Below are 12143 nucleotides of genomic sequence, written 5' to 3'. Positions count from 1 at the left end.
CATGGCTGACCCAGGCAGCTCCACGACTCGCTACGGCAGCGAGGCACTTGATCAACTCGCCGAGCGGCTTAACAGCACTTCAGATCCGCGCAAGCGCTATGAGTATGTGCTCTGGCTCTCCAAAAAGCTGCCTTCAATGCCTGCTGAGCTGCAGACGGAGGAGCGCAAGGTCAAGGGGTGTGTGTCCCAGGTCTTCATCGCATCAGAGCTGGTGGATGGCCGCCTCCAATGGCAGGGGGATTCGGATGCCCTGATCACCAAGGGACTGTTGGCTCTGCTGATCAAGGGACTTCGCGACCTCACCCCGGCACAGGTGATGGCCGTTGACCCAGGTTTCATCGCCGCAACTGGCCTCCAAGCCAGCCTCACACCATCTCGGGCGAATGGATTCCTCAACATCCTGCGGATGATGCAGCAGCAGGCCAGTGCTCTTAGCGAAACGGGTTGATCGCAAGCTGCGGACCGATCGCTGCCTAAAGTCATGCCCTCATCGCAGTTAACGGACCCGCTCCATGGCGACAAGGATCGGCATCGGCCTGCTTGGCCTCGGCACCGTCGGCGCGGGAGTGGCAGGAATTCTGAGCAGTCCGGAAGGCCGCCATCCTCTGATCGCCGATCTTGAGCTGGTTCGCGTGGCTGTTCGCGATCTTCAGCGCAGTCGGCCTGTTGACATCCCCACCGAACGTTTGACCACTGATCCCAATGAGGTGGTGGATGACCCAGACGTGCATTTGGTTGTTGAGGTGATCGGCGGCATCGAACCGGCGCGCACCCTGATCATGAGAGCCATCTCGGCCGGGAAATCAGTCGTGACCGCCAACAAGGCCGTGATCGCCAGACACGGTGAGGAAATCGCAGCAGCAGCTGCTGCTGCCGGTGTCTACGTGTTGATCGAAGCGGCCGTCGGTGGGGGCATTCCAATCATCGAACCGCTCAAACAGTCGCTTGGGAGCAATCGCATTGAGCGCGTGAGCGGCATCATCAACGGCACCACCAACTACATCCTCAGTCGGATGGCCGACGAAGGAGCCGACTACCACGCCGTGCTGAAGGAAGCCCAAGAGCTGGGTTATGCGGAAGCGGATCCAGCGGCCGATGTTGACGGCCATGACGCAGCGGACAAGATCGCCATCCTTGCCGGACTGGCCTTTGGCGGCCCCATCGAGCGCAGTGCCGTTCCAACAACTGGCATATCCAATCTGCAGGGTCGGGATGTGGACTATGCGACACAACTCGGATACGGGGTGAAACTTCTTGCCGTTGCAGAACGCCTGGAAAGCGATGGCGACCCCATTGGATCCCTGCCCCTTGGTGTTCGCGTCCAACCCACACTGGTGCCGAAGGATCACCCCCTCGCCGGGGTCAACGGTGTCAACAACGCCATCCTTGTGGAAGGCGATCCAATCGGCCGGGTGATGTTTTACGGCCCCGGCGCCGGATCAGGCCCAACCGCCTCTGCAGTGGTGGCTGACATTCTCAATATCGCCGGAATACGCCAGCTCAGCAGCAGCGATGGCGGCCTTGACCCACTGCTGGCAGCCAGCAGCTGGCGTTCCTGCCACCTGGTGGATTCCAGCCGGATCCGACAGCGCAATTACGTGCGCTTCAACACGGAAGACACTCCCGGAGTCATCGGCAGGATTGGCAGCTGCTTCGGAGAACAGGGCGTCTCCATCCAGTCCATCGTCCAGTTCGATGCCTGCGACGAGGGAGCTGAAATTGTTGTGATCACCCATGAAGTCGGCAACGGAGCGATGCAGAACGCCCTGCAAGCCATTGCCTCTCTGCCGGGAGTCCGCTCTCTGGCTGCCCATTTCAGCTGCTTCTGAGTACATCGGGAGGACGTGTGCGGTTCAGCGTGTCGTCGCAGCACCTGGCAGAGAGCCCCCCGGATGAGGCACAGTTGTAAGAACCATCACAGCTTCGGTTCGCATTCGCGGATTCATGCTGCAAAACGTTCATGCCGAACGATCTCACAGTTCTTCAGGGGCAACGCTGCAATCAGTCGGAATCCCGATCCGTCATGAGGCTCCACCAAGGAGACTGCATCACGTTGCGCAGCGATGCCGGCCTTTTCCAGGTCATCGGCATTGATGGTGACCACGACCGCTGCTGGGTGCGCCAGTGGCCCCTGAAGCCCCAGGGCTCACCGGTTTTCGAAGTCCCTCTCAACCAGATCAAGTCACCCTCTGTTTCCGACTAGGACGCGGGGCCTTTAATGGCTTCGTCTGACTCCAGTGGCGTGATCAATTCATCCAGAATGTCAGGCCTGGCCTACCTGAGACGGCACTTGAAACACCTGCTGCCACTCACTGCAGCCCTGGCACTCTGCGTCAGCCAAGGGGCCTGTCAACCAGGCAGGCGCAGTGATCGGATCACGGTGGCCAGTGCAGGGCGCATCACCTCCCTGGATCCTGCACAGGCAAGCACCTTCGGCGCTCTGCAGCTACTGAGCGCTCTCGGAGACACGCTCTACAAAAGAACTGCGCAGGGTGAATTGAAGCCGGCCCTGGCGGCAGCACTGCCGGAGATCAGTGATGACGGCCGCACCGTCACGATCCCCCTGCGGAAGGACGTGCTCTTCCATGACGGCACTCGCTTCGATGCGGAGGCAATGGCCTTCAGCCTGCGACGTTTTCTGGAGATCGGCACCCTCAACTATGTGGTCGGGGATCGCATTACCGCAGTTGAAACTCCCGACACCTACCAGTTACGACTGCGCTTGAGCCGACCCTCGAGCTCCCTTGAGAATCTGCTCACAGCAACCAACCTGACGCCTGTCTCGCCAAAGGCCTATGAGGATCATCAGGACAGGTTTCTCAACGACCGTTTCATCGGCACGGGGCCCTACAGGCTGACCAGTTTCCGCGCTGTACAGCAGCGTCTGGAACCTTTCAAACGGTACTGGGGGCCCTTACCCAGCAACGCCGGTCTGGATCTGATCTATCTCAGCAACTCCACCGCCCTGTTCGGAGCGATGCGCAGTGGCGAAGTGGATGTGCTGCTCTCTGACTCGATCGACGAAGACCAGCGCCTGGCGCTGAATCGCATGGCCAGCGAGGGACGGCTGAGGGAAGGGCAAGGCCCGGCTCTGGTGATCGGGTACATCACGCTGCTGAGCAACACACCACCACTTCAGAATCCAGTCCTGCGACAGGCTCTGGCTCTGAGCCTGGACCGAGACCTGATTAACGAGAGGGTGAGCCGCGGATTGCGGCCACCGCTGCTTTCACTGGTTCCTCCCGGCCTGCCGGGGGGAAATATCGAACCCTGGCCAAGGCATGACGCTGCCCGAGCCAGAAACCTGTTCATCCAGGCTGGCTACTGCAATGGGAGGGTGTTGCATCTTCCGTTCACCTACCGATCGAATGTGCCCGCAGACCGTCTGATGGCACTCACCTGGCAAGCCCAGATCAAACGCGACCTGGCCGATTGCCTGTCCCTCAAACTTGACGGCGTGGAATCCACGACTGTGTACCGGCAGCTTGGAGAAGGTGCTTTCCAGGCCGTGATGCTCGACTGGCGCGGCGCCTATCCAGACCCCGAGGCTTACCTGGCACCTCTGCTCAGCTGCAGGGAATCGGAAGGATCCGTCTGCAAACGTGGAGAAGCCGCCATCAGCGGCAGCTTCTGGACAGCACCAGGCTTGGAACAAACCCTGCTGCAATCGGACCGCAGCAGGGGAGATGATCGACTGCGCGATCTGGAAAGCGTTGAGCGAATGGCTGCCGCAGGTGCTGCATATATCCCTGTCTGGCTGGTGACGCCCAGAGCCTGGAGCAGCACAGCACTGGCCACCCCGGAATTCGATGGCAACGGTCAGCTGCTTCTGGCCCGGTTACAGGGGGTGCGCTGATGGGACGAAGTCGCGAGCTGCTTCGCTACACGGGAACACGGTTGGCCCTCGCACCGGTGATGCTCTGGCTGATCGCGACCCTGGTGTTTCTGCTGCTGAGGGTGGCTCCCGGTGACCCGGTGGACGCTGTGCTGGGCAGCCGGGCGCCGGAAGCGGCCAAGGCAGCACTGAGAGCACGTCTTGGGTTGGATCAATCCCTGGTCCAGCAATATCTGGACTTTCTCTGGGCACTGGTGCACGGCGACCTCGGCGAGGCACTGATCAATCAGGAGCCCGTGAGTCGGATCATCCGCGAAGCACTTCCGGCAAGCCTGGAATTAAGTGTCACCGCCCTGATTGTTGCAGCGGTGACAGGTCTGGCGGTGGGTTTCACGGCCATTGCCCGATCCGAAGGAAAAATCGATTTGGCTGGTCGCTTCTATGGCATCGGGACCTACGCACTACCCCCCTTCTGGGTGGCCATGCTGGCCCAGCTGCTGTTTGCCGTGACCCTGGGCTGGCTGCCGGTTGGAGGTCGTTTCCCACCTGGAATGATCACTCCTGATGGCAGCGGCTTTCTGATTGCCGACAGTGTCATCAGCGGGAACTGGGAGGCACTTCAGGGTGCCCTGCGTCACCTGGTGCTGCCGGCATGCACTCTCGGACTGCTCCTGAGTGGTGTCTTCACCAACGCACTGCGCCTGAACCTCAATCGCAGTCTTCGCTCCGACTACGTGGAGGCCGCCCGAAGCAGAGGGTTGAGTGAAACCCAGGTGATTCTTCGGCATGCACTGCCCAATGCGCTGTTGCCTGTGCTCACGATCGCCGGAATCACCGTCGCCTCACTGATTGGAGGCGCACTGCTGATTGAGGTGACGTTCTCCTGGCCAGGCATCGCACTGCGCCTGCAGGAAAGCATCAATCAGCGCGACTACCCGGTGGTTCAGGGAATTGTGGTGGTGATCGCCGCTCTGGTGGTGCTCGTCAGTGTGGCCGTGGATCTTCTCGTCGCCCTTCTCGATCCAAGGGTTCGATACTGAGCGGCGCCATCAAGACGACCCTGGGCTTCAATCCACGAAGCGGGCTGCACCGGTTTGATCCAGACGATGCAGGTGGAGATCCCCCACCTGCAGATGTTCAACCCCGCCCTTCTGGGAACTCGACACACGACCAGCCTCCAGATCGATGAGGAAGCGCACGATTTCGCGTTCCAGTTGAGCCTGAACCCTCAGAGGCTGAACTCCAACCAGTTCCTCGCCGAGCTGGAAAACATCTTCACCCTGCCCGCCGCCACTCTGCCCCTCTACGCGCACGGGCGAGAAATGGCTGGCGCCTTCCACAAGCACGGCACGGGTTGCAGGATTGGCTGGCAATGACCTGAGCAGTCCCAGCTGCTCACTGAGTGGAGGCGTGATCAGATCGAGAGTCCCTCCGCTCAAAAAGACTGCGACATCTGCCGACAGGGGTATCTGTCGGGGCCAGAGCAAGCTGCCGAAGCTGTTGAGTCCCACCACACCGGCCAGCTCCTGGGGGGGACTCACCTCTGGAAGGATCACGTCCTCGATCTGACACTGAAGAAGTCTGGACAGATTGCTGATCGGAAGATCATCAAGATCCTGGCCGCAACGTCGCGCGAGGCCCTTTTCCGGCCTGGCACCGGACGCGAGCAGTGCTGTGAGTGCTCCCAGAGAATGCCCACCCAGCACCAGACGGGTCCCGGGGAGCTCGAACACTTCCCTCCGGCGAGCGGCCAGGACCGCTGACAGATCTCTCAGCCGATCAGGCAGAACCTCAGCACCCGGTGGCGGTTGTCGTCCTTCCAGTAGTGCCTGTACGGCGAGCGCATCACTGCCTGGATGCTCAAGGACAAGAACCGGCCAGCCCTGATGACTGAGTGCCCGACCCAGCCAGCGGAAATGATCCGGACTGCCACCAAGACCCGGCATGAGCACCAGCCAGTGACTGCGCTGACGACCATCGGAAGGACTCGGGCGCCAAAGCTGGAGCTGCAGCGGCTGATCGCGATGCTCAACCGGCAGGGTGAGTTGCTGCAGCGCGCTATCAGAGGCGACCTTGTCCGCATCCTCAGGATTGATGCTCTGAGTGAGCGATGAAACTGGGAGTTGATTGAGGGTTTTGACCAGAGCCTGCTGCCGTTGCAACTGAAGCCTCCAGCTGCTGGCAACCGGAAGCAGGGCATCGAGATCCAGTCTGACGCGCTGCGCAGGCAGCGCCTCCAGAAGGTCAAAGGTGGACACCTCAGGGCGCTTTGCGAGCAGCGACTCAAGCGTCATCTGCACGGTCTGCCCCGTTGTGTCGTCATCAACCAACACCAGGTCACTGACCTGATCCAGCAAACGACGGCCTGCCCAGCTGTTGAGAATCTGCCTGGCCATGCTGCGGTCGTTGATCAGCGGGGCCTTGAGCAGATCAATCACTCCCTGACGGCTTTCCTCCTCAAGCAGATTCAGCCAGACGCTCAGTTCCGATGAATCGGATCCTTGTCCGCGGATCCAGCCACCCAGATCTGAGATCGACAAAGGCAGATCCATCCCATCCAGACGGACAACCAACTCGGCGGCTGTACGCGCTGGTCGCGGTGAAAGGGCACAGAGCATCAGACTGCAAATCAGTCCTACGGCAAACCGTTGTCCTGTTGAGCGTCTTCGCAAGGCCTAAGCCAGTTCATTGGTGGAACCAGTTTCCCGCACCTTTGCAGGAAGTGGCTTCAATCAGGCTGCTGGCCTCGCTGGGAGCCGGTGGTGTCATCTACCTGACACCGATCGTGTTTCATCAAGCCAGCTTCACCGCAACCCAGGTGGGACAGGGTCTGGCTGCGGCGGCCCTGATTGGCACTGCTGCGCGTCTACTGAGTGGCCTGTTGCTGGATCGGGGTCTGAGCTGCTCCTGGCCGGTGCGCGCCGCTGCAGTGCTGGCCTTGATCGCTGATGTCATCCTGCTTCAAGCGCAGGGTTTCGGCGGCTACCTCACTGGACAGCTACTGATCGGTCTGGCGGCAGGCCTTTACTTCCCAGCCATCGAGCTGGCCGTTCCGCTCAGCTGCGCCGGTTTCAAATCCAGTCGCGGTTATGCACTGGCCCGCAGCGCTGACGCACTTGGTGTGGCCTCAGGAGCACTGATCGGTGCGATCGTCACAGCCCTGGGATTGATCCGCGCGGTCTATGTGGTCGAGGCGGTGGCGGTTGTGATGATGTTGCTCGTTCTGAGCTGGCGGCCCCTTCCCGACGGGCGTGCCGCCCTGCTGCATCTCGACAAAGCCAGTGATGAGCCTTCCAGTGCATCTACCACGATCAGGGATGGATGGCGCTGGCTACCACCTCTACTGCCTGTTCTGGCCATCAGCATCGTTGCCACAGGCATGATCGCCCTAAGACAGAGTGCCCTGCCTCTGGATCTGGTGCGTGGAGGCCTGTCGCGACCGGCAGTGAGCGAAGCCGGAAGCGGTGCACTGATCGCGCTGCAGCTGGCTCTGCTTGTGGCTCTTCAGTGGCCTGTGGGCAACTGGGTGGCCAAGCGCAGCCTCCGCTTCGGCCTGGGCATGGGACTGGCTGGCTTCGTGCTGGGCTCCGTTCTTCTGGCAAGCTCCGCTTTCTGGAGCCGCGGGATGGTGCTGATCTCCCTGGCGATGGTGCCACTGGCCTTCGGGGAAGCCGCTTTCCTTCCCAGTGCCGCCGAAGCCATGGTGGAAGAGACCCCTCTGCAACACAGAGGACTGTCCATGGCGCTGTTTTCCCAATGCTTCGCCATCAGCGCCACCGGGGCACCTCTGTTAGCCGGTGCTTTGCTTGACCAACAGGGGCATGGTGTGCAGCTCTGGTTGATGATGGCCGTCATCTGTCTGGCCGTGATGCCCCTGCTGAAAACAGTGCGGCCCCGTTATGCAGCAGAACTGAAAGGAACTCCCCTGGAGGATGACGAGGATGTCTCGAACCGGCGGGTTGCCTCGCTCCGTTGAAGATCGAACGATCCATTGTCAGGAGGGTGAACCTCCTCATCTCTTGAAAAGCCACTGGTTCACAAGCACTCCATAAACTGCCGCCAGTTTTGCTGCAGACATGAGAAGTGCTTTCAACGTCAAGTTTGAAAACCGGCAGGGTAATCCGCTCGGCTGGCGTTGCTTGTGGTATTCAGCCGTGATGATTGCCGCACTTCTGGGAGCCCTGGAGCCGCCGCTTCAAGCCAGTGAAACGCAAACGCGTCATGCCATGGCAGCCATGGCTGCTTTTGCCGAATGCAAGGTCCTGAACGCCGGATACAGCCGTGACAGAGCCCGGAACATCCTGAATACCTGGATTGAAAACAAAGGCTTGCAGAAACAAGCTGAGTGGTTGCGATCACCCCAGGCCATTCGCGTGGTAGCTCTGACCAGTGAAGCGATGAACAAAAGCTGCAATGGCTTTGATCAGAACAGTTCTCAATTCATACCTGCAATGGAAGCGATTGACCGTTTATGAAATTCAGGATTAGCGCCAAAAACCAGTGAAACTCATTTGCAAATTGAACAGATACCGTTAAATAACCATACAAACTCCGATTCAGGAATAAACTGGATGGGGATTTTATTGGGCCATCAGTGTGATTCGCTTCAGACCCAACCAAACGGCACTTGTACTGATTGGTTTTCAGAAAGACTACTTCGACCCGCAAGGAGCCCTCTATTCCGTAGTAGAAGAATCGCATCGTGTTTCAGGCACCCTCGAACACACCATCGAGACAATCGACAACATCGCTGAGTCTCCAATCACCATCGTGAACACGCCTATCGTATTCAGCGAGACCTACAAAGAGATCGAGAACCCAACTGGAATTCTCAAGGCAATCAAAGAAATTGAGGCCTTTAAAGCAGGCACCACAGGAGCAGAGGTGATAACTGAAATCACAAAGTACGGAGATCGCATTAAAACAGTTCCTGGCAAAAAGGGATTTAATGCTTTCTCCAACACTGATCTCGAGAAACTGCTTACTGAGCATCACATCGAACAGATCGTGATTGCTGGATGCGTTTCGTCGCTCTGCATCAATGCCACAGCGCTTTACGCGAGAGATCAAGGTTATGAAGTCACAATTCTCTCGGACTGCACCTCAAGCCGAACACCCATTGAACAGGAGATGTTTTGCGGTGAAATCTTCCCACTATTCGCGGACGTAATAACTCACAAGGAATTTATCAATGCAATAAAAAGCAGTTCCTGTTGATCGCAAGCCATGGATCGTTATCAAGTACCTGACGCTGCAGCGATTGCGCAATCAAGACTGATCGAACGATTGGCGGAATCGGAACGCACAATGCGAGATATTTTGGTCAATCTTCCTGTTATCGTCGCACGCTTTGATCAGAATGATAAAGGAAAAATTCAATTCCTCAATATGGCGTGGAGCAGAATATTGGGATTCAATATTGATGCCTGTATAGGGATGGAAATCAATTCCTTTGTGCTGGGAGAGGACCTAAAAAGGTGGATCGAGTTACTCGACCAGAGCAAAAACGAGGAGGAAAAGTCATCCGATCTAGACAGTCAAATCCGATTCAAGGATTCCAACGAGCAAATTCGTTGGCTGCGAATCAAACTCGATCAGCGCAACAATGGCGAAGTCATTGCATTGATGGAGGATTTCACAGAAAGGCGTCGGCTTGATGCTGAGTTAATTCAAGCCCAACGGCTGGAAAGCATTGGCCATCTTGCGGGTGGCTTGGCCCATGATTTCAATAATCTTCTGCAAGTCATTATGGGGTATATAAATTTAACCCAAAGACTCATCAACAAAAAGGGAATTGACTCTGATTACCTGGAGATCGCCAAACAGGCCTGTTTACGTGCAGCTGGCCTTTCAAAACAGATGCTGACCTTCAGCAAGGGAGGGGAGCCGGTTCAGAAGGCCGGATCCCTGGAAAAGGTTGTCAAAGAGGCTGTCGTCATGAGCCTGCACGGATCAAAACTGAAAGCAGCGATCAAAATTGAACCCCGCTTACCACAGGTGAACATGGATTATGGACAAATTCATCAGGTCCTCCATAACGTTATCCTCAACGCGGAACAAGCAACATCAGAAGGCGGAGAGCTTGCTATTGCCATACGAAGAGAATTGCCAACAGACAGCAATTCCTACCTGCAAGAAATGGTTATCATTGAAATTAAAGACACAGGAATTGGAATTAAAGCAGCGAACCTTGGGAAAATATATGATCCATATTTTACAACAAAAAAAACAGGAAATGGCCTTGGCTTGACAAGTGCGTATTGGATCATCAAGAAACACAATGGCAACTTGCAAATCAAAAGTGATTACGGGAAAGGGACGACAGTCCAGATTTCCTTACCCGCCTTGCCTCGATCAAAGGCCTCAGATCAATCAAAGAGCACTCAACACAAACCAATAACATCCATGAACATTTTAATCATGGACGACGAAGAAATTGTTCGAAATTCAATGCAGCTCATGCTGGAAGATGGTGGTCATCAGGTGACTTCCGTAAAACACGGCGAGGAATGCCTGGAGGAATACGCCAAAGGATTAAAAGAAAAAAAATACTTTGACATCATTATTCTTGATCTGACAATATCAGGAGGAAAAGGAGGCATATGGACGATTGAACAAATTCTCAATTTGAATCCGTCGGCAAGAGCCATTGCCGCAAGTGGGTATAGTGACGACAATACTTTGTCCAATTACAAAAATATAGGGTTTTATGCCGTTCTGCAAAAACCATTTGGAATAGACACTCTCAATCAATGCCTGGAAGATGTTATCAATATGTGATTTGCCTCAGACTTGCGAATACAATGACCATGCTGAATAACAAACAACAAAAACATCATTGTTCAGGGGCCAAAATCAACACTGAACCCCTGAATTTCAGATCCATCTCGGTCGGCAGGCCAATCAACTCGACACACGCACGCCATCAAAAACAACCATATAAGTAAAAACACTCATCCGTTGGTCTAAAGGAATGGTTAAAAAGACAATGTCAACATAGCCACAATCCTGCATTCATCCTGATCATGCCTCTCAACAATCAAGTTCCGTTGGTTACGTTTCAGACTCGTGTCCGTGATGAAAGTGTGCCTGGCGACAATCCATTCCGGTGGCAAGAGCTAAGCAGCAAGGACATTTTTAGTGGCAAAAAAACTGTACTTTTTGCACTTCCTGGAGCTTTCACTCCAACCTGCTCATCCAATCATCTGCCCCGGTACGACGAACTCTTCGAAGAATTTAAAAGTCAAGGCGTTGATCAGATCATCTGTCTGTCAGTGAACGACGCATTTGTCATGTTCCAGTGGAGCAAGCACCTGGGAACCAAGAACATTTTCATGCTGCCTGATGGCAATGGTGAATTCACCAGAAAGATGGGAATGCTTGTTGAGAAAGAAAACCTAGGTTTTGGAATGCGTTCCTGGCGTTATTCGATGCTTGTCAATGACATGGTCATTGAAAAAATGTTTGTTGAGCCTGATTTTGCAGACAACTGTCCAACAGATCCTTTCGAATCCTCTGACGCTGACACGATGATGGCATTTCTGAAAGGGAGCACATCAGCAGGGATCGCCAAACCACATGCGTTCATCGGCTGATTGAAACGCAAATCACCCTCATCCTGAGCTGCGTTCAAAACCAAGGTCTGTTAACCGAAGACAGGCCTTGGTCACGACAGGCTGATTGATCCAGCACGCCAAAGGGCGTCAAGACAGGCCATGAAGAGAGGAGACATCGGCAGAAAGCTACTGATCCCCTTCCTTGTCTTGGCTGTTGCACCGGCAGCAGCCGTCCCATTACCTCTGGTCTGTGAGTTAACCAGCGAAGAGTCTCCTTCAATCAAGATTCGACTCACTGAACGAACAACAGGATCGCTCAACGGTGAATTGATTCAGAACGGCAGTGCACTTGGTGTTTTTCAATCGGGAAAACCCAAGCGAGGCAAGGATCCCTGGTGGTCTTTTCAGCAAGACAAAAAAAGCTCCAAGGGCATTTCAGTTTTCTTCAAAGGCACGGAACTCTGGAACCCTCATCGACGGTTGCCGAAACCACAAGACAGCAACCGAGTGCTTTTTGCGGGGCTGGCAGCTGCGCTTTGGAACTGGGATTCAACTGAACAACGAAGTGTTTTCCGCGGGAATATTGATTTACTGAAGGCCGCTGGGGGCCTCTGGTCAATTTCCAGCCAGTGCGTTGGCGGAAGAATTGTTGATGGATGATACTCATGCAAATCATCATTCTGCACTCCTTTAATGAATCATTGAATGAGCTGAGTGACAAATTAACTTATCACCTGACAGCCTTCTTATAC

The 12143-nt window shown here is 55.6% G+C and carries 12 protein-coding genes; 11 read left to right on the top strand and 1 reads right to left on the bottom strand.

Features of this window, described 5'->3' with window-relative positions; translation table 11 throughout:
* Window position 1 precedes the first annotated feature (1 nt).
* The 5 genes from SIB73_RS01925 (at window position 2) to SIB73_RS01905 (ending at window position 4875) form a co-directional block, all read left to right on the top strand.
* Window positions 2-448 (top strand): SufE family protein, encoded by a 447-nt coding sequence (locus SIB73_RS01925; protein ID WP_413403376.1) that lies wholly within the window; start codon window positions 2-4, stop codon window positions 446-448.
* Between the two features lie 64 nt (window positions 449-512).
* The gene (locus SIB73_RS01920; RefSeq protein WP_413403378.1) at window positions 513-1829 is read left to right on the top strand and encodes a homoserine dehydrogenase; all 1317 of its coding nucleotides are present in this window, start codon (window positions 513-515) and stop codon (window positions 1827-1829) included.
* 131 nt (window positions 1830-1960) lie between these two features.
* The gene (locus SIB73_RS01915) at window positions 1961-2203 is read left to right on the top strand and encodes a hypothetical protein (protein WP_413403380.1); all 243 of its coding nucleotides are present in this window, start codon (window positions 1961-1963) and stop codon (window positions 2201-2203) included.
* A gap of 57 nt (window positions 2204-2260) precedes the next feature.
* The gene (locus SIB73_RS01910) at window positions 2261-3856 is read left to right on the top strand and encodes an ABC transporter substrate-binding protein (RefSeq protein WP_413406509.1); all 1596 of its coding nucleotides are present in this window, start codon (window positions 2261-2263) and stop codon (window positions 3854-3856) included.
* Window positions 3856-4875 carry an ABC transporter permease gene (locus tag SIB73_RS01905; RefSeq protein WP_413403382.1) on the top strand — a complete coding sequence of 340 codons (1020 nt, stop codon included), beginning with the start codon at window positions 3856-3858 and terminating at the stop codon, window positions 4873-4875. Before SIB73_RS01910 ends, SIB73_RS01905 begins: the two co-directional genes overlap by 1 nt.
* Window positions 4876-4902: 27 nt before the next feature.
* Here SIB73_RS01905 and SIB73_RS01900 read toward each other — a convergent pair whose 3' ends face one another.
* Window positions 4903-6453: an alpha/beta hydrolase gene (locus tag SIB73_RS01900; protein WP_413439689.1), complete on the bottom strand. Its 1551-nt coding sequence runs from the start codon at window positions 6451-6453 to the stop codon at window positions 4903-4905.
* Between the two features lie 104 nt (window positions 6454-6557).
* Here SIB73_RS01900 and SIB73_RS01895 point away from each other — a divergent pair, with 104 nt between their 5' ends.
* The 6 genes from SIB73_RS01895 to SIB73_RS01870 all read left to right on the top strand — a co-directional run bounded on the left by SIB73_RS01895 (window position 6558) and on the right by SIB73_RS01870 (window position 12051).
* Window positions 6558-7811, top strand: coding sequence for an MFS transporter (locus SIB73_RS01895; protein ID WP_413403386.1), 1254 nt, complete (start codon window positions 6558-6560; stop codon window positions 7809-7811).
* A 100-nt stretch (window positions 7812-7911) separates the two neighbouring features.
* Window positions 7912-8310 (top strand): hypothetical protein, encoded by a 399-nt coding sequence (locus SIB73_RS01890; RefSeq protein ID WP_413403388.1) that lies wholly within the window; start codon window positions 7912-7914, stop codon window positions 8308-8310.
* Window positions 8311-8431: 121 nt separating this feature from the next.
* Window positions 8432-9052, top strand: coding sequence for a cysteine hydrolase (locus SIB73_RS01885; RefSeq protein WP_413403390.1), 621 nt, complete (start codon window positions 8432-8434; stop codon window positions 9050-9052).
* A 9-nt stretch (window positions 9053-9061) separates the two neighbouring features.
* Window positions 9062-10615, top strand: coding sequence for an ATP-binding protein (locus tag SIB73_RS01880; protein ID WP_413403392.1), 1554 nt, complete (start codon window positions 9062-9064; stop codon window positions 10613-10615).
* Between the two features lie 245 nt (window positions 10616-10860).
* Entirely contained in the window at window positions 10861-11430 is a 570-nt protein-coding gene (locus SIB73_RS01875) for a peroxiredoxin (protein ID WP_413403393.1), read from the top strand.
* Window positions 11431-11598: 168 nt separating this feature from the next.
* Window positions 11599-12051 (top strand): hypothetical protein, encoded by a 453-nt coding sequence (locus SIB73_RS01870; RefSeq protein ID WP_413403395.1) that lies wholly within the window; start codon window positions 11599-11601, stop codon window positions 12049-12051.
* The last annotated feature ends 92 nt before the right edge of the window (window positions 12052-12143 follow it).

The organism is Synechococcus sp. MIT S9509 (assembly GCF_047303035.1).
Classification (GTDB): Bacteria; Cyanobacteriota; Cyanobacteriia; order PCC-6307; family Cyanobiaceae; genus Synechococcus_C.
Note: the sequence above shows the minus strand (reverse complement) of the source record. Positions and strands in the feature narration are given on the sequence as shown.

Excerpts from the sequence above, each read along its gene's own strand:
- SIB73_RS01910 (WP_413406509.1), top strand. The coding sequence starts at position 2,261 with ATGTCAGGCCTGGCCTACCTGAGACGGCACTTGAAACACCTGCTGCCA.
- SIB73_RS01900 (WP_413439689.1), bottom strand. The coding sequence starts at position 6,453 with ATGCTCTGTGCCCTTTCACCGCGACCAGCGCGTACAGCCGCCGAGTTG.
- SIB73_RS01890 (WP_413403388.1), top strand. The coding sequence starts at position 7,912 with ATGAGAAGTGCTTTCAACGTCAAGTTTGAAAACCGGCAGGGTAATCCG.
- SIB73_RS01915 (WP_413403380.1), top strand. The coding sequence starts at position 1,961 with ATGCCGAACGATCTCACAGTTCTTCAGGGGCAACGCTGCAATCAGTCG.
- SIB73_RS01925 (WP_413403376.1), top strand. The coding sequence starts at position 2 with ATGGCTGACCCAGGCAGCTCCACGACTCGCTACGGCAGCGAGGCACTT.
- SIB73_RS01875 (WP_413403393.1), top strand. The coding sequence starts at position 10,861 with ATGCCTCTCAACAATCAAGTTCCGTTGGTTACGTTTCAGACTCGTGTC.
- SIB73_RS01920 (WP_413403378.1), top strand. The coding sequence starts at position 513 with ATGGCGACAAGGATCGGCATCGGCCTGCTTGGCCTCGGCACCGTCGGC.
- SIB73_RS01905 (WP_413403382.1), top strand. The coding sequence starts at position 3,856 with ATGGGACGAAGTCGCGAGCTGCTTCGCTACACGGGAACACGGTTGGCC.
- SIB73_RS01880 (WP_413403392.1), top strand. The coding sequence starts at position 9,062 with ATGGATCGTTATCAAGTACCTGACGCTGCAGCGATTGCGCAATCAAGA.